This window comes from Vibrio astriarenae (assembly GCF_010587385.1).
GTDB classification, from domain to species: Bacteria; Pseudomonadota; Gammaproteobacteria; order Enterobacterales; family Vibrionaceae; genus Vibrio; species Vibrio astriarenae.
The window spans coordinates 2,400,680-2,423,311 of sequence record NZ_CP047475.1 but is presented as its reverse complement, the minus strand read 5'-3'; the positions used below and the strand labels follow the sequence as shown (position 1 = coordinate 2,423,311).

The window sequence follows — 22,632 nt, the reverse complement described above, 5'->3', positions numbered from 1 at the left end:
AAATGCAATCAGACCCTAGCTTTTTCTTCTTCCTTTTATTTTTAGCGGTAGTTTTTATTTCGCAGGCGTTGATTCTACCTGCAGCAGGTAATAAAGCTAAGCATAAAGAGCTAACCAAGCGTTTAAAAAACTCTCAGTCTAATATTGATGAGGAAACCCAGTCTTTAATTCGTGAAGAGTATTTAAAGGGTTTAACCCCTCTTGACCGTAAATTAATTACCTTCAAAATTTTCTCTTCTCTGAAGCGATCAATAGAGTTAGCTGGATACCCTTGGAGCCTTTCGATGGTACTAGGGTATGGGTTATTAATGTCATTGACGTTAGTTGGTTTGAGTATTTGGTTAGCACAGCCTTTATATGTCTCGATAGCAGCATTTGTGGTTGTTTGGGTTGCTATTCATTTTTTCTTCCAATTTAAAATAAGTCAACGACTATCAGCTTTTGAGGAACAACTCCCTGAAGCTCTGGATATTATGAGACGGATGCTTCAAGCAGGGCAACCAATAAGTCAGGCTTTTGGCGAAGTTGGGAAAGAGATGCCTGCACCGTTAGGACCAGAATTCACGAATGCATTTAACTTGTTAAATTATGGCTGCGATATGCGACTGGCCATAATGCAAATGGCTGAAAGAACCCCAACGGTTTCAATGCTCGCTTTCTCGAGTGCTGTTTTACTGCAAAAAGAGACAGGTGGTAACTTGTCCGAGAATTTGGAAAAAGTGTCTAAAGTTTTGCGCTCGCGCTTCAAGCTAGCTAGAAAAATAAAAACAATATCAGCAGAGAGTCGTCTTTCTGCTTGGATACTAGTTTTATCACCTTTTATCCTTTTTTTAGCCCTATCGGTGATCAACCCAGGATATGTGAATACCTTAATAGAAGATCCAAGAGGTATGGGATTGATATCATTCGGTATTGTAAGCCTGGCTATAGGCTCGGTATGGATACGCAACATAGTCAATTTTGAGGTGTAGTATGGAGTTTATTGCGCAGATGATTGAGCAGTATGTTGGAGATGAACAAACAATATTTTTAGGGCTCGTATTAGTGTGTACGATTTTGATTGTGTTAACAGTGTCTTTTTTGCTGTTAGGTACACGTAGTCCGATACAGGATAAGTTGGATAGCATAAAAGAGGATAATAGTGTCGGTTCAACGTCCTCCGACAAATCCAATAGATTAAGTAACACCTTGGAATCGTTAGCGCCTATTATGGCACCTAGTAGTGGCAAGGAGCGTGAGACAGTAAGACATAAGCTAATGCACGCTGGTTATCACGACGCTAATGCACTAAATGTTTTCTTTGCTATAAAGGGGGTGTCATTCATTATCGGTGCGGCGATTGGCGCACTTCTCTACTTTTTTATGCCGGATTTGGATAATCTACTTTTGTGGATTGTAGCCAGTGTGGCAGTTGGTTTATTTCTGCCTAACATCGGTTTGAGCCGCTTAGTGAGTAAGCGTCAGTCAAAAATTCGCGCAGGGATACCAGACGCTTTAGATTTGTTAGTAGTCTGTACGGAATCAGGGTTAGGTTTCAATGCTGCCCTAAGACGGGTGGCGGATGAACTTGTTATATCTCATCCAGATTTAGCCGATGAACTCGATACGGTGTGTAACAAAATCAAAGCAGGTGTAGAAATGTCTGACGCTTTCCAAGAGCTTGTGGATAGAACAGGTTTACAAGAGATTGCAGGCCTAGCTTCAATGCTCGCACATGCCTCAAGGATTGGTGGTAGTTTAGCTCAAACACTCCGCGAATATACAGAAGACTATAGAGATAGAAGAAATCAAGAGGTTGAGGAGATAGCGGCAAAAATTCCAACAAAAATGATATTTCCATTGCTTTTGTTTATTTGGCCATGCTTTTTCATAGTTGCAATTGGGCCGGCTCTTCTTTCTCTTTCCGCCACACTTGGCAATTAAGGATGATAAGTATATGAATAAAAAAATAATAGCACTATTGACGATACTTGTTTTGGTATCAGGATGTGCAGCTACTGAGGAAGCGCCAGCCTTAGATACGTCATTATATGATGGTAAGCCAGTGGACTCTCTGTCCAACGATACCCCACCTCAAAATGAAGTAGAAGCCATCAAACGGGGTGACGCGGCTTTAAGTTCGGGAAATTATGATTTGGCATTATATGAGTATATTCGCTCTCTAGCATTTGAAGATGCGGTAATGAAGGATAAGTCTCTTTACAATATAGGGAGAATACATCATGCGAGGGGAAATACACCGTTAGCTGAAAAAGCGTACTTAATGGCAGTGGAAGAAAACCCGAATAACGAACAAGTTCTAGAACAGTTAGGAGTCTTGTATACGAAATCTGGTGATGTAGCGCAAGGGGAGGCCTATTTTTATCGAGCAATTAATGCTGATCAGGTTCGACTTGGTAAGAATATATCCTTGAAACCGCAAGATGAAAATATCGATGTGCAGATACGCGGTTTAACAGTGGATTATAAATCGCCAATAATGGCCTATACAGGTTTGGGGGTCATTTATGATGTTGATAAAAAACATGAATTGGCTCAAGCTTTCTATCAAAAGGCTCTTCAAGTTAACCCTGCGTCCTTAAAAACGCTGATCAATACGGGCTACTCCTTTTATATGTCGGGTGACTATGCAACGGCAAGACGCTACACAATGTCTGCGTTAGAAAAAGACCCTAACAATGAAAAGGCCTTAAACAATCTTGCTTTAGTATATTTAGGCCGAGGAGAGGTTAAGCGAGCATTGAATGTTTTTCAGCAACAGATGGACGCTCCTGAAGCATTAAATAATGTGGGCTACTTTTTGATGCTACAGGGCAAGCCGGAGGAGGCTATTCCTTACTTGGAGCAAGCGATTGATAAAAAACCAACCTATTACTCTGTTGCAAATGAAAATCTACAAAGGGCCCTCGAAATGGTGAGAGAGTCGAAGATAGTTGTTGCACAAACCGGTGAATAAGGTTGTACTCCGAGCAAGGTTGCTCGGAGTACGAATTCAGATTGTTCAAACTGTGCTTATGGCCAATCCAAATGAAATGAAAAGAGCGACCATTGCGACTATTGGGGTTTTACGTAACTTAATAAGGTAGACGCCAATGATGACCGCGGCAAAATCAGTACTAGTCAACACGGCACTTGAAAATACAGGTTGGTACAATGCTGACAGTAGAAGCCCCACTACAGCGGCGTTAACGCCTTGTATAGCGCCTGCTACTTCTGGCATACCAGCGAGTGCAGACCAATGTTTAAGTACGCCTACCAAGAGTAAAAAGCCGGGTAAAAAGATAGCAAGCGTAGCTATCAACGCCCCAAGCAAAGGAGATTGTGGCAATAGTTCATAGCCAAGGTAGGTGGCGAATGTGAACATGGGGCCAGGTACTGCTTGTGCAGCCGCGTAACCAGTCAAGAATGTATCAGGGCTAAGCTGGTTACCTACAAGGTTCTGTAATAATGGTAGGACAACATGACCACCACCAAACACTAGACTACCTGCCTGGAAAAAATTATTGAAGATCTCAAGTTCTTGGCTCATGGGAGCTAATATCGGCACAAGAGCAAAGAGAGCAAAAAATATACCTAGTGAACTCCAGTTTGCCCGAAACTTACTTTGCGTGTCACGACTGCTTGCTGGCAAAAATCTCATACCGACGAAAGCTGCTACCAAAAGTAAGATGATTTGGGTAGTAATACTTGGAAAGAGTAAAAGAGTGACGGATGTAAAAACAAACAGGTTTAACCCAACCCTTTCTTTACAAAAATTGTTGAACATTCCCCAAGTGGCATCCACAACCACGACAACAGCAAGCAGCTTTAGGCCGTGAATAACAGAGCTAAACCAAGTTAGATTAGTCAACTCTGAACTAAGTGTCGCTAGGGTAAGCATGATCAGTATCGAAGGCATGGTAAAGCCAATGAATGCCAGTATGCCGCCGGCTAACCCGTTTTTTTTGTAGCCTATTGCGAAGCCAACTTGGCTAGAGCCTGGTCCAGGAATGAACTGACTTAATGCTACAAGTTGAGCGTACTCATCATCATTTAACCATTTGAGCTTTTCTACAAATGTTTTTCGAAAATAGCCTATATGAGCTGCTGGACCACCAAAACTAACCCAACCTAGAAAAAAAAAGGTTTTAAACAGGGAAAACATCTCTTAAATCTCTCCATAAAATTCTGCGCTTAGGTTAATGAATGAGGTAAAATTAATCAAATTGATATAAATAATATTAACTATGAATTCAACGGGATTTGGTTGTGAGTCAATTTAGTTGGAAAGGTGTAGACCTAAACTTGCTGGTATCGTTTCAAGCTATCTACAGGCATAAAAGTGTTAGCTTGGCCGCTGAGAACTGCTATGTAAGTCAGTCTGCAATGAGTCACTCGTTACAAAGAATGCGTAATTTATTTGATGATCCTCTGTTCGATAGGGTTGGAAGTAAGATGGAGCCAACCACAAGGGCTGTGGAGTTGGCACCAGTTGTAGAAAAGTTACTTACAATGGTACAAAGCGAGTTATTACCCCAAAGAGATTTCGAGTCGGGTTTATTTACTGGGGTTTGTCGCATCGGTTTGACAGATTATGCAGAGCAGTTGTTCGCACCATTACTTTTTGATGCCATAAAAGAGCAAGCTCCGAATTGCCAAATTAGCTTTTTTAATGTGAATCGAAGTAACTACATTGAAATGATAGAAACCAGCGATTTAGATATTGTAATCGGGAGTATCAATGTCAAAAGCAGTCGATATCTCTCGGAGCTCTTGTATACAGAAGAGCATTTATGCCTATTCGATCCTACATCCGTTAACTTAAATACCCCTATTTCTCTAGAAGCTTTTGCCAGTTATGAACATGCTCTTGTTAGTCCTGATGGTCAGTTACAGACACAAGTTGATAAAATATTGGAGCAAAATGGCCTTAGGCGAAGAGTAGGGGTGAGTTCTCGTCACTTTTTAACCATTCGACGTTTGTTATTGGGGCGCTCTTTGTTGTGTATTGTACCCAAAAGGTTTGCTGAGATGGAAATGGACAATCATGACTTCAAGGCACTTAATCCGCCTGTTCTAGTGCCTAAATTCGATATCTGTTTGCTTTATCCAAAATCACGAGAGAAGGATGATAAAGGAAAATGGCTTCGTGATATTGTTCATAAAGTAGTAAAGTAACTTAGGTTTTATCTGGATGGGCAATGCAGTTAAATCCTATCCAGAACTGGGTTTTTACCATTTCTTGATACTCAGGATAGTGGCTGAATCTATCATAAACTCGATAACCACTGGCAAAAATAAATACCATGGTAACAAGGCTAAAAATGACCACGAATCCCTTAGGAATCGATTTTTTAATATCTAGTTTGGTAGCAGTAGACCCCCAGTAAATAGCGCAGCTTAGAACAGCCAATAGCTGACTTAAAGGAGACGACAAAGTGCCGGAGACAAGGCTATAGGCAAGACCTGATAGCAGAGTAACGCCCGCAACCTTTGTGCGGGTGTGCTTTGATTTTAAAGTGTCAATAAAACACTTGGCACACAATATACAGAAGCCAATGGCAGGAATTACTCCCCAGTGAACCATTATGTTGAGGACTGAGTTATGAGGTCGGCCGAATTTTACGCTGTCACAAACGAAGGCCTCCCCGCCTAATCCCCAGAATTGGATCATTCCAATTGTTTCTAGCCAGAGGTCTATACGTCCAGCACTTCCAGTGTCTATCGGCTCTAGATCCCCTTTTAAGTCAAGTAGGATGCTAGGTAAGGGATGAAGAAATACCAAGCTTATGATGATGCCAAAGAAAACACTTTGCCAGAAAAGACGTAACCATAATTTTCTATGCGGCATATCAAACAAGATGAGAATGAGAAAAGCGCCTGTTATAGAGATGGTAATCCCACGAGCGTTCGTCGCCATAATTACAGCAAAGCTCATCGCCATAACCAGCCTCAGCAATTCTGCTCTTTGGTTGTGTTTTAGTTGAAGTACGCATAAGTAGGCGATTGGAATGATTAGCCACACATGAACTTGATTGAGAAATCTTGGATTGGCGAAACTGAGTATTGTAAATTGAGACGCATTTAGGCCATGACTAACTCTAATCCAAAAGCCGAACGCGACACTAAAAAAAAGTAGTACGCTTATCCAACAATAGTATTGCCAAATTCTTTTTCGTTCCAAAAATGCAATTGGCTTAAGGATGAACGTCATCATTATTAGGCCAAGAATATAGGCCCATTGTGTAGCCGCTCCTAGGGGGTATTTCGCTATCAAAGTCGAAATTATACTAGAAGCGATTATGGTGATTAAAACGTATTTTGATTCTCTTTCTAAAGTGAACCAAGAATTGTAAGTTGTTGATTTTAATTGGTTATTCGCTAGATTGCATGTTAGTGCAAAACCGATAACCACTATTACAAATAGTCGCTTAATGTCATAAAGAAGTAACGGTTCATCTCTTGATATAAAGGGATTGAATGAAAAGACGACAAGCCCGAACATTATTATCAAGATTAATACAGTTTGGATGTTATGAGCTTGTCTCATGAAGGTCCCTAAGCACGGTGCGTTATACACCTAAGCTTAGGAAAAGTATGAACTATTAGCTGAAAAATTAGTTATTATTTTTTATTGAAGAAACTCGCAGTCCTTGCTCATCAAATAGGTGTACATCTTCGGCAACGAAGCTGATATCGACTTTGCTAAATTTCTGTACCTCTTTATCACCAGAGAGGTGCACCTTAAACCCATCAACTCCAGCTGCTTGGCCAAACAAGTAGGTGCTATTGCCCAGGCGTTCGACCACTTCACTTTGGAACGGTAATGTTAAGGCTTGTGAGCCATCGAGCTGAATATGCTCTGGGCGAATACCGAGCTTCAATGTTTGTCCCTGTGCAAGGTGTGAGTAGTTGCCGGGTAGTGTGATCACGTGACCATTATCAGAAGTGAGTGATAGAGATTCCGTGGTGGCTGAATCAACTCTGGTAGGAATAAAGTTCATTTTAGGGGAGCCGATAAAGCCTGCAACAAACTCGTTTTGTGGTCTGTGATAGAGATCGAGCGGTGAGCCTACTTGCTCTACTTGACCCTCTTTCAGTACCACAATTTTATCCGCCAAAGTCATCGCTTCTACTTGGTCATGGGTAACGTAGATCATGGTATTTTGCAGGTCTTGGTGCAATTTGGCGATTTGTAGGCGCATATCGACGCGAAGTTCCGCATCAAGGTTAGACAGAGGCTCATCAAATAAAAATACTTTGGGGTTGCGTACGATCGCCCGACCAATCGCAACACGCTGACGTTGTCCACCAGAGAGCTCTTTCGGTTTGCGTTTCAGTAAAGGTTCCAACTGCAGAGTTTTTGCTGCGTTATCCACTTGTTTTTTAATGTAGTCTTTTGGATGGCCATTCATCTTCAGGCCAAACCCCATATTCTCCTCTACCGTCATATGAGGGTAGAGAGCATAGGTTTGAAACACCATGGCTACGCCGCGCTCTGCAGGGTCGGTATCATTGACGCACTCTGTGTCAATATGTATCTCACCCTCAGTGATCTCCTCCAAGCCCGCAACTAATCGAAGCAGCGTCGATTTTCCGCAACCGGATGGACCAACGAAAACCACAAACTCACCATTATCGATATCGAGATCGACCCCATGGATGGTTTGCACATCGCCAAAACGTTTGATGACATTCCTTAATCTAATATCTGCCATTGCCTACTCCTGTTGCATCTGCTGTGCGATGCGGCTTTGTCCAACTATTTGTCTGCAAGTGAGCATGATTTGAAGGTTCACTAAGCTCACTAAGATTGAGAGATATGATCAAAAGATACCCGTTTATGAAAGCAATGAGATCATCGGTTTCGTAATTATTGATCTTTGTCATGCAAAATTGGGTTTTTGAGCTAAAATTTGTGGAAACGTTTACAGTTTTGTTGCTGAGTTGTGAAAGTGGCGGCGGCTGACGTTAGTATTAGAATAAATAATAAGCAATCAATCCTATGGTCAGTAGGATATATAAAATATCGCTGTTTCTCTTAATCGCTGCTGTTTTTTGCTATGAACTTCAATAGTGATAAAGAGTTATGAACGCATGGAGTGAAGTTCATGTCAGACGCTCTAAAGACATACCCCAAAAACGCGTTGCCATCGGCACGCAAAAAATCACGCATCAGCACCAAGCTATCCCCTTGGCTTTTTATGATGCCTGCGCTAATTGTATTTACGGTATACGTCATCCTGCCCATATTCGAGAGTATTAGCCTTAGCTTCTACGACTGGGATGGGTTGGGTGAAAAAACGTGGATTGGACTCGAAAACTATCGTGAGCTGTTTGACTCTGAGGCGTTCTATACGTCTTTGAAGAATAACTTTTTGTGGTTGGTTTTCTTTATGTTGGCACCACCCATCGGGTTAGCAATTGCACTTTTCCTCAATCAGCAGGTGCGTGGAATACGAGTTGTTAAGTCGCTGTTCTTCTTCCCCTTTGTTATCTCACAAGTGGTGGTAGGCCTGGTATTCGCGTGGTTCTATGACCCTTCTTTTGGTTTGTTTAACATCATGCTCACCTCGTTTGGTTTTGAGCCTGTTTCCATTCTCGCCAATGAGACCTACGTGACCTACGGTATTATCGCTGCAGGCTTATGGCCGCAAATATCCTACTGCATGATTCTCTATCTAACAGGCTTGAATAACCTCGATCCAGAGCAATTGGAAGCGGCGCGCCTTGATGGGGCGAAGAAGCTGAGAATGTTGTGGTATATCGTTCTGCCACAGCTTAGACCTGCCACGTTTATTGCCATTGTGGTTACCGTGATCGGTGCTCTGCGTTCATTCGACTTGGTGGCGACAATGACGGCTGGTGGTCCTTGGGGGAGCTCAACGGTGTTGGCTTATCAGATGTATGAAGAGTCTATCTTTAACTACCGAATGGGTTATGGCGCAGCGGTCTCTGTGATGCTGTTCTTAATCATGGATGTGTATATCGCCTACTTCTTGTGGCGCATGCTAAGGAGTGAGAAATAATGTACCCACAACCGATTCAACGTGCTGGCGCTTTCACTAACATCAGTTATCGAATAGCGCTACCTATCTCTATTGTACTTTGGCTACTGCCTTTAATTGCTGTAATGATGACCTCTATTCGTTCAATTGAGGACATCAACGTGGGTAACTACTGGGGCTGGCCGAGTGAGATTCAGTTTCTAGAAAATTACACTCAAGTCTTTACGGCAACCGCAATGGGCCAGTACCTCATCAATAGTTTGCTGATCACCCTACCCGCAGTGGCAGGGGCGGTGGCACTGTCGACCTTGGCCGGGTTTGCTCTGGCAAAATACCGCTTTAGAGCCAATATCTGGATCTTTGCTATGTTCATTGCGGGTAACTTTGTTCCGTTCCAGATTCTCATGATTCCAGTGCGTGATTTGACCATTTCGCTCGGGCTTTACGATACGCACTGGGCGCTGATTTTCTTCCATGTCGCGTTCCAAGCCGGTTTTTGTACCCTGTTTATGCGCAACTTTATCGTTGGTATCCCTGACGCTTTGATTGAGGCGGCACGAGTCGAAGGTGTATCTGAATGGAAGATATTCTGGCATGTGGTGTTACCGCTTGTACGCCCAGCTTTAGCTGCCTTATCCGTGCTGGTATTTACCTTCATTTGGAATGACTTTTTCTGGGCATTAGTCTTGGTGCAAAGTGACGAAGTTCGCCCTGTCACTGCGGGTTTAAGCTCACTGCAAGGGCAGTGGCTGGCCTCTTGGCAACTGATGTCTGCAGGGGCGATTGTCGCTGCGATACCTCCGGTAGTGCTGTTCTTTACGATGCAGCGCCACTTTATTGCTGGCCTCACGCTAGGTGCCACCAAAGGATAAGAATTTCATTGACGAGGGAGGTCACAGTTTCCTCTCTTCAATGAGATAAAGTAGCCAGATGGTCTACTTTGAAAATAATAACAACAAGAACAGGAATAGAGCTTAATGCTCTCGATAAGGACCCTACTATGAAAAACGTGAAAACCTTTGCTGCCTCCCTCGCGCTTGGTGCAACACTATCAACCGGCGCATGGGCGAGTGAGCTAGTGATTAACTCAGATGCCTCTGACCCCGCACCCAAGCAGGCGTGGGAAGAGATCGTTAAACGCTTTGAAGCGGAATACCCAGACATCAATGTGAAATACAACTTGTACGATCATGAGGCGTACAAAACCACGATTCGCAACTGGTTGGTGACTTCCCCACCGGACGTGGTGTTCTGGTATGCAGGCAACCGTATGAAGACGTTTGTTGATCGTGGTCTGTTTGAAGATGTGAGTGACATCTGGAAAGACCAAGGTATGGATGAAACATTTAAATCCGCTCAGCCAGCCATGACGGTGAATGGTAAGCAATACGGTGTACCTTACACCTATTACCAGTGGGGCATCTACTACCGCAAAGACATCTTTGATAAGTTTGGTATTGCGGAGCCAAAAACATGGGATGAGCTGTTAAAAGCCTCTGAAACACTGAAAGCCAACGACGTTACGCCATTTACCATTGGTACCAAGTATCTTTGGACGGCCGCTGGTTGGTTTGACTACCTCAACATGCGTACTAATGGTCTAGATTTCCACATCGAGTTGATGGATGGCAAGGTACCTTACACTGATGAGCGTGTGAAGAAAACCTTTGCCAATTGGGCACAGCTGGTTGAAAAAGACTACTTCCTAGACAGCCACGCTTCATACTCTTGGCAAGAAGCACAGCCGTTCCTATACAACGGTCAAGCGGCTATGTATCTGATGGGTAACTTTATAACGCCGAACTTCCCAGAAGACATAAAAGATAATATGGGCTTCTTCCAGTTCCCGGTGATTGACCCGGCAGTACCATTGGCTGAAGACGCACCAATGGATACGTTGCATATTCCTAGCAAAGCAGAAAACAAAGAGGATGCACGTAAGTTCCTTGAGTTTGTTGCCCGAGCTGAGAACCAAGCATTGATTAATGAGATGATGCTGCAAATCCCGACCAACAATGAGGCCAGTGTGAAAGACGACCCGTTCTTGAACAAAGGTGTGGCAATGCTAAACAGCGCGGCAGGTACAGCGCAGTTCTATGACCGAGACACTGATCCGGCAATGGCGAAAGAGGGGATGAAGGGTTTCCAACAGTTTATGGTGCACCCTGACCGTATTGATAAAATTCTGGAAAAACTAGAAAAGACCAGACAGCGCACGTTTAAGTAAGTGTTGCTATAGATTGATAAGTAAAAGGCTCCGTAAGGAGCCTTTTTTATGTGTGATGTTTACGCTTGATGCTAATTGTTAATCACGTAACTGAGCAACAGAATCTCGACGCACTAGTGTTGGTGTATAGCGAATAGAATCTTCATGTTCACTGTCAGCTTGAGAAAGCGCTAAGGCAAGCTGCGCGGCTTTTTCTGCCATCATGCTGATCGGGTAGCGAATAGTAGTGAGGCGAGGGTAGACGTAACGCGCAATCAAACCATCATCGAAGCCGATAATGGAGAGCTGATCGGGAACTGAAATGCTGTTTTCCTGAGTGATAGACAGCGCTCCTGCAGCAATGTAATCGTTGTAAGCAACCACTGCCGTCATATCAAGAGACTTACTTAATAACGTGGTCATCGCTTGCTCACCGCCATCACTGTTGGGTTCGCAATACTCGATATAAGAGGCAGGCAATTCTATATTATTGTCTTTCAAAGCATCACGATAGCCTCTGATACGTTCGTCAGCATCCTCAATTTTATGGTTTGAGGCTATGCAAGCAATCTTGCGATGCCCTTGCTTGATGAGATACTCAGTGGCTAAATATGCGCCGCGGTAGTTATCTAGTGAGATACAACGCTCGGCAATTTCTGGAATTGTGCGATTGATCAACACTAGGCCTTTTACCTCTTTTGCGTAGGCGATGAGTTCTTCATCGCTTAGGCCTTTCGAGTGAAGAACTAGCGCGTCGCAGCGGCTATTGATTAGCAGCTCGATCACTCGTCGCTCTTCGTCTGGGTCATGGTAACCATTACCAACAAGAATATGTTTGCCGTCTTGATGGGCAACATCGTCGACGGATTTAACCATTGCACCGAAGAAAGGATCTGAAACGTCGCTGACGAGAACGCCAAGGGTATTTGAGCTTTTACTGACAAGCGCTCTTGCAGTGGCATTGGGGCGGTAGCCGAGCAACTTCATGGCAGCATGAACGGCTTCCATTGAACTTTTGCTTGCTTTAGGTGAGTTATTGAGGACGCGAGAAACTGTTGCGACTGATACGCCAGCTTCTTTAGCAACATCCTTGATAGTAGCCATTTGATTCTCCCTGCACCTCAATAAGCTAGGTCATTGAGCCCGGATTGTGAGGTGGTTTTACATATTGGCGCTTTGCATCATGGTGCATTTGCCCACATATTACACCTGATGTGTAACAGCAGAGCAACCTTAGAAATAAACTAATTTTGGGAAATTTTTATCTTTATGATTTTTATGAATTTAATCTGTTGGTAACGTTTGCCCATAAAACATGCATGCATTGTGCATGTTTAAAAATGAGCGTAGACTTGTTTTATCATTAAAAATACGAGAACCCACCATGCTGAATATTACCGATCGTCGAGTCGAAGAGGCGATCACTCCTGTGTTACGACTGGGTTTTAGACCCTTCTTCTTGTTGGGAAGCATTTATGCGGTTGTTGCGATTGCTTTGTGGGTATGGATGTTTCAAAAAGGCGCGCCAACCCTGCTGAATGTTCCACCTCTGTGGTGGCATGTGCACGAAATGATGTTTGGTTTTGGTATGGCGATTGTGATGGGGTTTGTACTCACCGCAGTACAAAACTGGACGGGGATGCCCGGCACTAAATCTTATCGGCTTGGCATTATCGTCGCTCTTTGGCTTTTGGTACGAGTGCTGTTTTGGACGCCAGCGCCGCTATGGCTAGTCTCCAGTATTGAGGCGTTATTCATGGCGTTGTGTGCCTATGAAGTTGGGGTACGTGTGGTTAAATCAAAAGGTTGGCGTAACCTGTTTTTTGTGCCGCTTTTTGTTTTGGCAATAGTCGCGAACTTTGCCAGCTATGCGACGATAAAAGGGTTGCCACCGTTTAGCTCAAGTGCCGTATGGCAAGCTATGTTGTGGTGGTTTGCTCTACTGCTTTCAGTGATGGGTGCGAGAGTGATTCCCTTTTTTACGGCGCGTCGCTTTAATTTCGATAAACCACAGCCACTATTATGGCTTGAATGGGCGAGTAATTTGCCTATCGTGATCCTTTTCGTTTTGAGCTTTTTCCCGCTGACGTTTTCCGAGCTCGCGGCACCGATTATGCTGTTTGCTGGTGTGGCTCAACTTGTTCGAGTGATGCGCTGGAAACCTTGGTTAACGCTTAGTGAGCCTTTGGTTTGGTCACTGCATCTAAGTTACCTATGTTTACCTGTAAGCCTAATTCTACGCGGGACATGGGATAACCCAATGGCTCAGCATGCGTTGATTCACCTATTCGCGATTGGTACCTTCGGTGGGGTGATTCTTGCGATGATCGCACGAGTGACAATGGGGCACACTGGGCGTGCTATCTATGAGGGGCCAAGTATGTGGTTAGCCTTTGCTTTGCTTGTTGTTGCTGCGGTTGTGCGAAGTATTGGCACTGCCCTTTATCCTGAGTGGATGATACAGTGGATTGAAGTCGCTGCAGCTATGTGGATTGTTGCGTTTGGTTTGTATGTGGTGAAGTTTGCCAAGATGCTCATCACTGCTCGTGTCGATGGGCACCCTGGCTAGCCGTCGGTTCTATTTAAAAAATGATAAAGAGCTACACTAGGTAGCTAAGCTTTTGGTGTTGCTGCGAAACATAGTCATCAATGGCTCGTATCTGCTCTTGGGATAGCTCTAGGCCAACTTTAGTACGGCGCCAGATGATATCATCGGTGTGGTGCGCCCACTCAGTGTTCATTAAGAAATCGATCTCATGCTGGAACAGTGAAGCCCCAAAGTGAGTGCCCAGCTGTTCTAGTGATTTAATACCCTCAAGCAACTGATGAACTTGCGAGCCATATTGGCGTGCATAGCGATGCAATTGATCTTTATCGATGAATGGGTACATGACTTCGAGTTGCAGCATGAAGTCGTGTAGGTTGGCCTCCATATCGCCACCAAACAGCGGTAAAGTGCTCTCTTTGGCTGCTTGAATGTTAGGCAGGTAGGGGGTGAGCTTTTCGATCGCGGCTTGAGAAAGCTTACGGTAGGTGGTGAGCTTACCACCAAAGATAGAGAGCAGTGGTGCCTCATCCAGCTCTTGCTCAAGCTCCAGTGTGTAATCACGAGTGATCGCCTGAGGTGAGTCAGATTCATCATCACACAGTGGTCTTACTCCACTGAATGTCCACACAACATCGCTTTTTTGTACATCATGAACGAAATGCTGATTGACCACATCAATCAGGTAATCAACTTCACCATCAGTGATTGTTACTTCGCGAGGCTCGCCGTGATACTCCTGGTCAGTTGTGCCAATCATAGAGTATTTGCCTAAGTAAGGAATAACAAACACGATGCGTCCATCTTTGTTCTGAAGAATGTAGGCTTCATCATTGTCGTGGATCTTGGGAACGACGATATGGCTGCCTTGAATCAGGCGAATATTACGAGGAGATGGGCTTTCGAGGCCGTGATCATAAAACTGCTTAACCCAAGGACCTGCCGCATTTACGAGGGATTTACAGTAGTAGGTCTCTTTGCGATTAGAGCGTTGGTTGTGCACGGTGACCTTCCATAGCCCTTGCTCTCGCACTGCTCTTTCAACCCGCGAGTAATTGTTGACGATCGCCTGATGAGATCTCGCGGTTTGTAAATTAGCCAACACGAGGCGCGCATCATCCACCCAGCAGTCAGAATATTCAAAACCAATTTTTATCTCTGGCTTGAATAGTCCCGTATCACTCAAATTGACTCGTTGGCTTGCCGCCAGCGCGGACTCTTCACGTCCGGTAATCGGTCGTTTACCGAGTGTGTCGTACAGAAACAACCCCGCGCGAATCATCCAAGCAGGGCGAAGAAACGGTCGATGTGGCAAGCGAAAACGCATTGGGAATGCTAAGTGTGGCGCTTTTTGTAGTAACACTTCACGTTCAGCCAGCGCTTCTGACACCAAGCGAAACTCGTAGTGTTCAAGGTAACGCAGCCCGCCATGGATCAATTTTGAGCTGGCAGAAGAGGTGGCGGAAGCAAAATCGGCGGCATCGAAAATGGCCACTTTTGAGCCGCGTGTTGCCGCTTCCGCAGCAATGCCAGCGCCATTGATGCCACCACCGATCACCACGATATCTAGTGGTTGTTTTGCGGTTGAATGAGGGTTGGTTCGTCCATTCATATCACTATTCCTAAGTCTATTGTCCCTACCAAGTCGCCGTTATCGTCTGACGATTTTTATACGGCGATCAAGGACACTAGTTTTACCAATACATTACTGTAATCGTTTACAGATGGAGGGTAGTCGTTAGTTTGTGCTGTTTTCTTCATCCTCGAAGGAGGCCCAAAGGCGTGCGCATTCAATCGCACGTTTCCAGCCTCTATAACGGCGCTGGCGTTTCTCTTCATCAGGGTGAGGCATGAAGCGGGTATCGATCTCTGCTTTGTCTTTGAGCTCATCAATGTTTTGCCAAAAGCCAACGGCGAGTCCGGCAAGGTAGGCAGCACCGAGGGCGGTGACCTCAGTCACTTTGGGTCTGATCACCTCGCTATCTAGGATATCTGCTTGATATTGCATTAAGAAGTCATTGGCGACCGCGCCGCCGTCAACGCGCAGTGATTTGATGTTAATGCACGCATCTGCTTGCATCGCATTAAGTACATCGTAGGTTTGATAAGCGATACTCTCTAGAGTTGCACGGATAATATGATTGCTACTGGTGCCGCGAGTCAGACCAACAATAGTCCCTCGTGCATACGCGTCCCAATGAGGCGCGCCTAACCCTGTGAACGCAGGAACGACGTAAACGCCATTTGAAGAGTCGACCTTGGTGGCAAAATACTCAGAGTCTTTCGCATCGGAAATCAGTTTTAGCTCATCACGTAACCACTGAATCGCTGCGCCCCCCATGAAAACAGAACCCTCAAGTGCATAGCTTGGTTGCCCTTTGGCATCACAGGCAATGGTGGTGAGCAAGCCATTACTCGAAGCGACCTTCTCTTTACCTGTGTTCATCAGGAGAAAACAGCCCGTACCATAGGTGTTCTTGGCTTGACCTGCGGAGACGCACATTTGCCCAAAGAGTGCGGCTTGTTGATCGCCAGCGATACCCGAAATTGGAATTCGTGTTCCCCCCTTACCACCGATATTGGTTTGGCCGTAGATATGAGACGAGGCGTTTACTTCTGGCATCATGGAGCGAGGAATATCGAGCATATCGAGTAGTGTTTGGTCCCACTCCAATGTATTGATGTTGAAAAGCATGGTACGAGAGGCGTTGGTGTAGTCGGTAGCATGCACTCGACCCGAAGTCATTTTCCAAACAAGCCAAGTGTCGATAGTGCCAAAAAGCAGTTCCCCCACCTCGGCTTGTGCTCTAGCCCCTTCAACATTATCGAGAATCCATTTAATCTTGGTGGCAGAAAAGTACGGGTCAAGAACCAGCCCTGTCCGTTCTCGAACATCGTCTTCGACACCTTGCTGCTTAAGTTTTTGACACAAATCAGAAGTGCGTCGACACTGCCAGACAATGGCATTGTAGACAGGTTTGCCGGTGTTTTTGTTCCATACCACGGTTGTTTCACGCTGGTTGGTGATACCGATAGCCGCAACTTCATCACTGCGAATACCTGATTTTGCCAGCGCTTCAATCATGGTGGAGCTTTGGGTTGCCCAGATCTCTAGGGGGTCATGCTCAACCCAGCCTGCTTTGGGGTAGATTTGGGTAAACTCTCGTTGGGATACAGTAACGATATTCGCGTGTCCGTCCAAGATCACCGCACGAGAGCTGGTGGTTCCTTGGTCAAGGGCGACAATATAGCGAGGGTCGGTTGGGGTAGCGTTATTGGAATTTAAGTCTGGCATAATCGATATCCATTCTTTTTATAAGTATGGGTTAAATTATGCACACAAGCGTGAATTAGGTGAGAAAAAAGGGGTGAAAGTGTTTCCTAAGTCATAAAAAACGGCCTCGAAGTGAGACCGTTTACACACCTTTTGAAATAAGGCTTTAGCTGTCTAATACCAAAGTGGCATTAGTTGTTTTTGTGTAGCTCGCTGTTCAGCTCAACCGCTGATTTGTTTGCTAGACATTCAATTTGACCCGTCACTGAGTTACGACGGAACAGTAGGTCAGAAACACCAGCGAGATCGCGTGCTTTAACCACTTCTACTTCGTTGCCTGAAGAGTCAAGCATGCGAACTTTAGAGCCCGCAGTCACGTACAAACCAGACTCGATAGTACAACGGTCGCCCATTGGGAAGCCAAGACCCGCGTTTGCGCCAAGCAGTGAGTTTTCACCAATTGAAACAACCACTTTACCGCCACCAGACAGTGTACCCATGATAGAAGCGCCACCGCCGATGTCAGAGCCGTTGCCAACAACAACACCAGCAGAGATACGACCTTCAACCATGCTCACGCCAGTTGTACCCGCATTGAAGTTGATAAAGCCTTCGTGCATAACCGTGGTGCCTTCGCCAACGTGTGCACCAAGACGTACGCGAGAAGTATCAGCGATACGAACGCCCGTTGGTACCACGTAGTCCACCATTTTAGGGAACTTATCTACACAGTCGACGCTTAGTGCACGACCTGCTAGGCGAGCTTCGATTTGACGCTCTGCAAGCTCAGGCAGATCGATCGGGCCTTCGTTTGTCCATGCGATGTTGTGCAGCAGGCCAAAGATACCGTCAAGTACTGTGCCGTGCGGTTGAACTAGGCGGTTAGAAATCAGTTGTAGTTTCAAGAAACCTTCAGCAACAGATTGCGGCTGCTCGTCAGTTGCAAGGATAACAAGCACAAGCGGCTGCTCAGATTGAGCGGCTTTCTCTGCAAATGCTGCGTTTGCTACGTCACCGTTTGCTGCGAATGCAATTGCAAGCTCAGCGCTTAGAGCTGGAGTGATTTCAATTGCTTGGTTGCCTTGTTCATAGCCAGAGATTGGCGCTAGTGCTTTAACTAACTCTTCAGAAGGGTTTAGAACTGGGCTTGGAAAAAACGCTTCGATGATTTTACCGTCACGGTTTTTAGTTGCTGTACCAAAGGCTAGAGAGAAGTAAGCCATTATTGAATCTCCATCTATCAATTCATTAAAAGAGCACTGCATGTGCTCATCAGATATTACTCATCTTAAATAGACGCTGTGCGAGTTTAAAGGGGCTTTTAGTGTAAAGTCCGTAAACAAATATCTATTGTCTTTTTAGCGACACTTCTGTCTATTCAGATGTATAAGAAAACAAAAAGCCCGAAGTCTCCTTCGGGCTTTGATTATTTGACTTTACTAAAACTGATTGGGCGTAGTGTGCTTTTCGCACTTGTTTTATATTGTCCAACCATTCACCAGGTTTGAGCGCTGGTGTTTTAGCTAATTACTTAGCTAGGTCGTCTGCGTGCTCAGATAGGAACGCTGCAACACCTTTAGGAGAAGCGTCCATACCAGACTTGCCTTCTTCCCATTGTGCTGGACAAACTTCACCGTGCTTCTGGTGGAAGTTTAGAGCGTCTACCATGCGTAGCATTTCGTCGATGTTACGGCCTAGTGGTAGGTCGTTAACAACTTGGTGACGTACAAGGCCATCTTCGTCGATTAGGAAAGAACCACGGAAAGCAACGCCTGCTTCTGGGTGCTCAACGTCGTATGCTTTACAAATTTCGTGCTTAACGTCAGCAACGAGTGGGTACTTAACTTGACCGATACCGCCATCTTCGATAGCAGTGTTACGCCATGCATTGTGAGAGAACTGAGAATCGATTGAAACGCCGATTACTTCAACGCCTTTAGCTTGGAAATCAGCTAGGCGGTTATCGAATGCGATTAGCTCAGATGGGCAAACGAAAGTGAAATCTAGTGGGTAGAAGAAAACAACTGCTTTCTTGCCTTTAGTGAATTCTGCGAAGTTGAAGTTTTCAACAATTTCACCGTTACCTAGAACAGCTGCAGCAGTGAAGTCTGGGGCTTGACGACCAACTAGTACCATTTTTATTGCTCCTAAATATTTTTAAAGTCTGACCCGCGTAGCATTCTGCAATAGATTAGCTGCGGTTCAGTCCGTGTTTGTACGGGACAAATACTAGTACAAAGCGTAGTATAGAAAAAAGCGAATTAATTAGATTGAGTTAATCGAAAAAAGCGATTGTCGAAAGATGTGAGCTCGATTAAGAACCGATGGGAACGTCCTGATAGTTTTATGAATAAATGGCCAAGTCTAAAGCAGCTGCACTACCTTATCACGCTGCATGAAACCCGTCACTTCAGTGAAGCCGCAGAGAAGTGCTTCGTCAGTCAGTCCACTCTTAGTAAAGGAATCCAGAATCTGGAGGAGTTGATTGGTTGCCCTCTATATGAAAAGAAAGACAAGAAAAGTCCTCTTGTGTTTACCCAAGCAGGAGAGCTGGTTGTCGAGCACGGACGTGAACTGTTAGCGAAAGGACAAGACCTGGTTGAGCTTGGCTATCTATGCCAAGGGGAAACAATGCAAGGGCAATTGCGAGTGGGGTGTATCCCGACGATTGCCCCATTTTTACTCTGCGATCTGGTGCAAGAGGTCAATGCCCGTTACCCACAGCTAGATCTTCTTTTAAGAGAAGATACCACCACCAACTTATTGGCTGCTCTTCGTCAAGGCTCACTCGATGTGCTGATTCTAGCGCTGCCGGTGGATATTGACGGTATGCACAGTTGTATCGTCGGCCAAGATCCGTTCAAGATGATCATCAGTCGTAATCAGGCTGACCAGATCACCGCCCCGATTCGTTATGATGATCTGCCTAATGAGTCTGTCTTCTTGCTTGAACGAGAGCACTGCCTAACTGAGCACGCCGTATCGGCTTGCTCATTAACCGAGAAAGAGAAGATCAATCCATTCAGTGCAACCAGTCTGCATACCCTCGTACAGATGGTTGCGAACGGTTTAGGGACCACCTTTATCCCGCAAATGGCAATTGAACACGGTTTGTTAGACAACCAGAACCTGGTCATTGTCGATCCGCCCGGTCAAGAAGCGTATCGTAAAATTGGTTTGGTTTGGCGACCAAGTACGTCCCGCGCGCAGACGTTTGAACAATTAGCAGAAGTCGTATCAGAGCTACTGTAGACAAGCAAAAATTGAAAAAGAGTGCAATTTTGCGCTCTTTTTTTTCGTTTTGTTCCTCTGACTTTCCTCCTCTCTTCTGAGTCTGGTGACGTATTAGTCCAAATTGGCAGTGGTTTGTTCTGCTTATCCGGCTAATTTTTAGATTAATGCTCTTTTAGTGTGTTTTTCTCTGTGAAATTTTACAGCTCTAGAATGTAGGACCTTTCATAAAATTGTGAAATTTCACAATGTTAATTTTACACCCCACTTTTGGCTGCTTGTTCGATTCTTATCCAGTTTTGTTTTTTAACTCTCTCATTTAAGTGGCTTTCACTCGATCTCATGTTTTCATACGGTCGTTTAAAACGCATATTTATGGTGAAAATGTCTGTAATTAAATTACGTAACTAGTAACAAATTGAATGGTGAGTTAAACGCTTGTTTGGAACAAGATAAAACTTTGAATTTAACCTTTCGTTAACTTTTAGTGTTTTCCTCAAGGGCTTGTTGATGTAAGGTTTTATTACGCTTTGACTGCAGAGCCTTGAAGATTGAATTCAAACGCACCATCGATTTTTACTCCCCAAGTCGGCAGGTTTGAATGGTTATATTGAGCTCAAAATGATAATTAAATGTAGTTTTAAAGTTACAAGTGAAATCTGACTAAGGAAGACGGATTATGTTAACGAACATCGCAGAGAAAAATAGCCCACAACACCTAGCCCAAGAAAACCTAGGCATGCTTGATGTGAAAGAGACCTTATCTCTAGAGCATCAAGCGATTTTCCCAACCGAAGCCCAAACCTTTTTGTCTCTGCTGTGTGCTCGCTATGGCGCGCAAGTAGACGAGCTTTTGAAAGCTCGCGATGCACGTCAAAGTCAGATCGATGCTGGACAGCTCCCTGACTTTAACAAGGATATGCAAGATATCCGCGAGGGTAGCTGGAAGATCCTTGGTATCCCGGAAGATCTGCAAGATCGCCGTGTGGAAATAACCGGACCGACGGATCGCAAAATGGTGATCAATGCTCTGAACGCAAATGTAAAAGTGTTTATGGCTGATTTTGAGGACTCTATGTCTCCGGCCTGGACAAAAGTACTCGATGGCCAAGTGAACTTGCGTGATGCGGTGCGCGGCACGATTGATTACCAGAATCCAAACAATGGTAAGCAGTATGAGCTTAGTGATGATCCTGCGGTGCTCATCTGTCGTGTTCGTGGTTTACATCTTAAAGAGAAGCATGTGCATTTTAATGATGCCGCTATTCCCGGGGCACTGTTTGATTTCGCGCTCTATTTCTATAACAACCATAAAGAGTTATTAGAGAAAGGCAGCGGCCCCTACTTTTATATCCCTAAACTGCAATCGCATCATGAAGCACAGTGGTGGAGTCAGGTTTTCCACTTTACCGAAGAGTACTTTGGTTTAGACACTGGAACGATAAAAGCGACGGTATTGATTGAAACCCTACCTGCTGTGTTTGAGATGGACGAGATTCTGTTCGCACTCAAAGAGCACATTGTGGGGTTAAACTGCGGTCGATGGGATTACATCTTCAGCTATATAAAAACACTTAAAAACTACCCTAATCGTATTCTTCCCGACAGACAAGTCGTTACGATGGAGAAGCCTTTCCTCAATGCCTATTCACGCTTATTAGTGCGTACCTGTCATCGTCGTGGCGCGTTTGCTATGGGTGGAATGGCGGCCTTTATCCCGGCGAAAGACCCTGAGCAAAATCAGCAGGTATTAGACAAGATCCATAATGATAAATCGCTCGAAGTAAATAACGGCCATGACGGTACTTGGGTTGCCCATCCAGGGCTTGCTGATACTGCACGTGAAGTGTTCGACCGGGTACTGGGAGATCGCACTAACCAACTTGATGTTAGCCGAGAAACCGATGAGCCAATTACTGCGCAGATGCTGCTTGAACCCTGCTCAGGTGAGCGAACAGAGCAGGGGATGCGCCATAACATTCGCGTCGCATTGCAGTATATCGAGGCGTGGATTTCCGGTAATGGCTGTGTGCCTATCTACGGTTTGATGGAGGATGCAGCAACCGCAGAGATCTCACGAGCCTCAATTTGGCAGTGGATTAAGCATGGCAAAGATCTTGATAACGGAGAGGTGGTGACCAAAGCGCTGTTTGAGCGATACCTCAAAGAAGAGATCGAGGTGGTGAAGCAAGAGATCGGCGACGAGAGATTCAACCAAGGTCGCTTTACCGAAGCCGCTGATTTGATGGCACGACTCACCACCAGTGATGAGCTAACCAATTTCCTTACTGTGCCGGGCTATGAATACTTAGATTAATCAGCACAGAGAAAAGACCAACAACACAATAACGTGAAGACTTGTTCGCCCGTGGCAACCCCTACACCGCCA

General features: G+C 45.0%; 18 protein-coding genes. 10 read left to right on the top strand and 8 right to left on the bottom strand.

Features of this window, described 5'->3' with window-relative positions:
- Positions 1-2: 2 nt before the first annotated feature.
- Genes GT360_RS11340 through GT360_RS11330 form a run of 3 tightly spaced genes read left to right on the top strand, consistent with a single transcriptional unit; the run spans position 3 to position 2,956 of the window.
- Positions 3-971 carry a type II secretion system F family protein gene (locus GT360_RS11340; RefSeq protein ID WP_164648978.1) on the top strand — a complete coding sequence of 323 codons (969 nt, stop codon included), beginning with the start codon at positions 3-5 and terminating at the stop codon, positions 969-971.
- Between the two features lies 1 nt (position 972).
- A complete protein-coding gene (locus GT360_RS11335) occupies positions 973-1,923 on the top strand; it encodes a type II secretion system F family protein (protein ID WP_164648977.1) in 951 nt (316 codons plus the stop codon).
- Positions 1,924-1,936: 13 nt separating this feature from the next.
- A complete protein-coding gene (locus GT360_RS11330; RefSeq protein ID WP_164648976.1) occupies positions 1,937-2,956 on the top strand; it encodes a tetratricopeptide repeat protein in 1,020 nt (339 codons plus the stop codon).
- A 45-nt stretch (positions 2,957-3,001) separates the two neighbouring features.
- Here GT360_RS11330 and chrA read toward each other — a convergent pair whose 3' ends face one another.
- The gene (chrA, locus tag GT360_RS11325) at positions 3,002-4,144 is read right to left on the bottom strand and encodes a chromate efflux transporter (protein WP_164648975.1); all 1,143 of its coding nucleotides are present in this window, start codon (positions 4,142-4,144) and stop codon (positions 3,002-3,004) included.
- Positions 4,145-4,248: 104 nt separating this feature from the next.
- Between chrA and GT360_RS11320 the strand changes: the two genes are divergently transcribed.
- Positions 4,249-5,157, top strand: coding sequence for a LysR family transcriptional regulator (locus GT360_RS11320; protein ID WP_164648974.1), 909 nt, complete (start codon positions 4,249-4,251; stop codon positions 5,155-5,157).
- A 1-nt stretch (position 5,158) separates the two neighbouring features.
- Here the strand turns inward: GT360_RS11320 and GT360_RS11315 are convergent, their stop codons facing one another.
- Both GT360_RS11315 and GT360_RS11310 read right to left on the bottom strand, forming a co-directional pair.
- Entirely contained in the window at positions 5,159-6,529 is a 1,371-nt protein-coding gene (locus GT360_RS11315) for an O-antigen ligase family protein (RefSeq protein WP_164648973.1), read from the bottom strand.
- 67 nt (positions 6,530-6,596) lie between these two features.
- The gene (locus GT360_RS11310) at positions 6,597-7,697 is read right to left on the bottom strand and encodes an ABC transporter ATP-binding protein (RefSeq protein ID WP_164648972.1); all 1,101 of its coding nucleotides are present in this window, start codon (positions 7,695-7,697) and stop codon (positions 6,597-6,599) included.
- 393 nt (positions 7,698-8,090) lie between these two features.
- On the opposite strand from GT360_RS11310, the gene GT360_RS11305 reads away from it, so the two are divergent.
- The 3 genes from GT360_RS11305 (at position 8,091) to GT360_RS11295 (ending at position 11,214) form a co-directional block, all read left to right on the top strand.
- A complete protein-coding gene (locus GT360_RS11305; RefSeq protein WP_164648971.1) occupies positions 8,091-9,008 on the top strand; it encodes a carbohydrate ABC transporter permease in 918 nt (305 codons plus the stop codon).
- Entirely contained in the window at positions 9,008-9,859 is an 852-nt protein-coding gene (locus GT360_RS11300) for a carbohydrate ABC transporter permease (RefSeq protein WP_164648970.1), read from the top strand. The genes GT360_RS11305 and GT360_RS11300 overlap by 1 nt, the downstream gene beginning before the upstream one ends.
- Positions 9,860-9,987: 128 nt before the next feature.
- On the top strand, positions 9,988-11,214 hold the full coding sequence (locus GT360_RS11295) for an ABC transporter substrate-binding protein (protein ID WP_164648969.1): 1,227 nt from the start codon (positions 9,988-9,990) through the stop codon (positions 11,212-11,214).
- A 78-nt stretch (positions 11,215-11,292) separates the two neighbouring features.
- Here the strand turns inward: GT360_RS11295 and GT360_RS11290 are convergent, their stop codons facing one another.
- Positions 11,293-12,297, bottom strand: coding sequence for a substrate-binding domain-containing protein (locus GT360_RS11290; protein WP_164648968.1), 1,005 nt, complete (start codon positions 12,295-12,297; stop codon positions 11,293-11,295).
- 280 nt (positions 12,298-12,577) lie between these two features.
- Here GT360_RS11290 and GT360_RS11285 point away from each other — a divergent pair, with 280 nt between their 5' ends.
- Entirely contained in the window at positions 12,578-13,762 is a 1,185-nt protein-coding gene (locus GT360_RS11285) for an NnrS family protein (RefSeq protein ID WP_164648967.1), read from the top strand.
- A gap of 31 nt (positions 13,763-13,793) precedes the next feature.
- Here GT360_RS11285 and glpD read toward each other — a convergent pair whose 3' ends face one another.
- From glpD to GT360_RS11265, 4 genes are all read right to left on the bottom strand, one after another.
- Positions 13,794-15,350, bottom strand: coding sequence for a glycerol-3-phosphate dehydrogenase (glpD, locus tag GT360_RS11280; RefSeq protein ID WP_164648966.1), 1,557 nt, complete (start codon positions 15,348-15,350; stop codon positions 13,794-13,796).
- A gap of 126 nt (positions 15,351-15,476) precedes the next feature.
- Entirely contained in the window at positions 15,477-17,033 is a 1,557-nt protein-coding gene (glpK, locus tag GT360_RS11275; protein WP_164648965.1) for a glycerol kinase GlpK, read from the bottom strand.
- A gap of 170 nt (positions 17,034-17,203) precedes the next feature.
- The gene (gene dapD / locus GT360_RS11270; protein WP_164648964.1) at positions 17,204-18,235 is read right to left on the bottom strand and encodes a 2,3,4,5-tetrahydropyridine-2,6-dicarboxylate N-succinyltransferase; all 1,032 of its coding nucleotides are present in this window, start codon (positions 18,233-18,235) and stop codon (positions 17,204-17,206) included.
- A gap of 304 nt (positions 18,236-18,539) precedes the next feature.
- Positions 18,540-19,148, bottom strand: a complete 609-nt coding sequence (locus GT360_RS11265) for a peroxiredoxin C (RefSeq protein WP_164648963.1) — start codon at positions 19,146-19,148, stop codon at positions 18,540-18,542.
- A gap of 210 nt (positions 19,149-19,358) precedes the next feature.
- Here GT360_RS11265 and GT360_RS11260 point away from each other — a divergent pair, with 210 nt between their 5' ends.
- Positions 19,359-20,264 carry a hydrogen peroxide-inducible genes activator gene (locus tag GT360_RS11260; RefSeq protein WP_164648962.1) on the top strand — a complete coding sequence of 302 codons (906 nt, stop codon included), beginning with the start codon at positions 19,359-19,361 and terminating at the stop codon, positions 20,262-20,264.
- 658 nt (positions 20,265-20,922) lie between these two features.
- Entirely contained in the window at positions 20,923-22,560 is a 1,638-nt protein-coding gene (gene aceB / locus GT360_RS11255; RefSeq protein WP_164648961.1) for a malate synthase A, read from the top strand.
- Positions 22,561-22,632 lie beyond the last annotated feature (72 nt).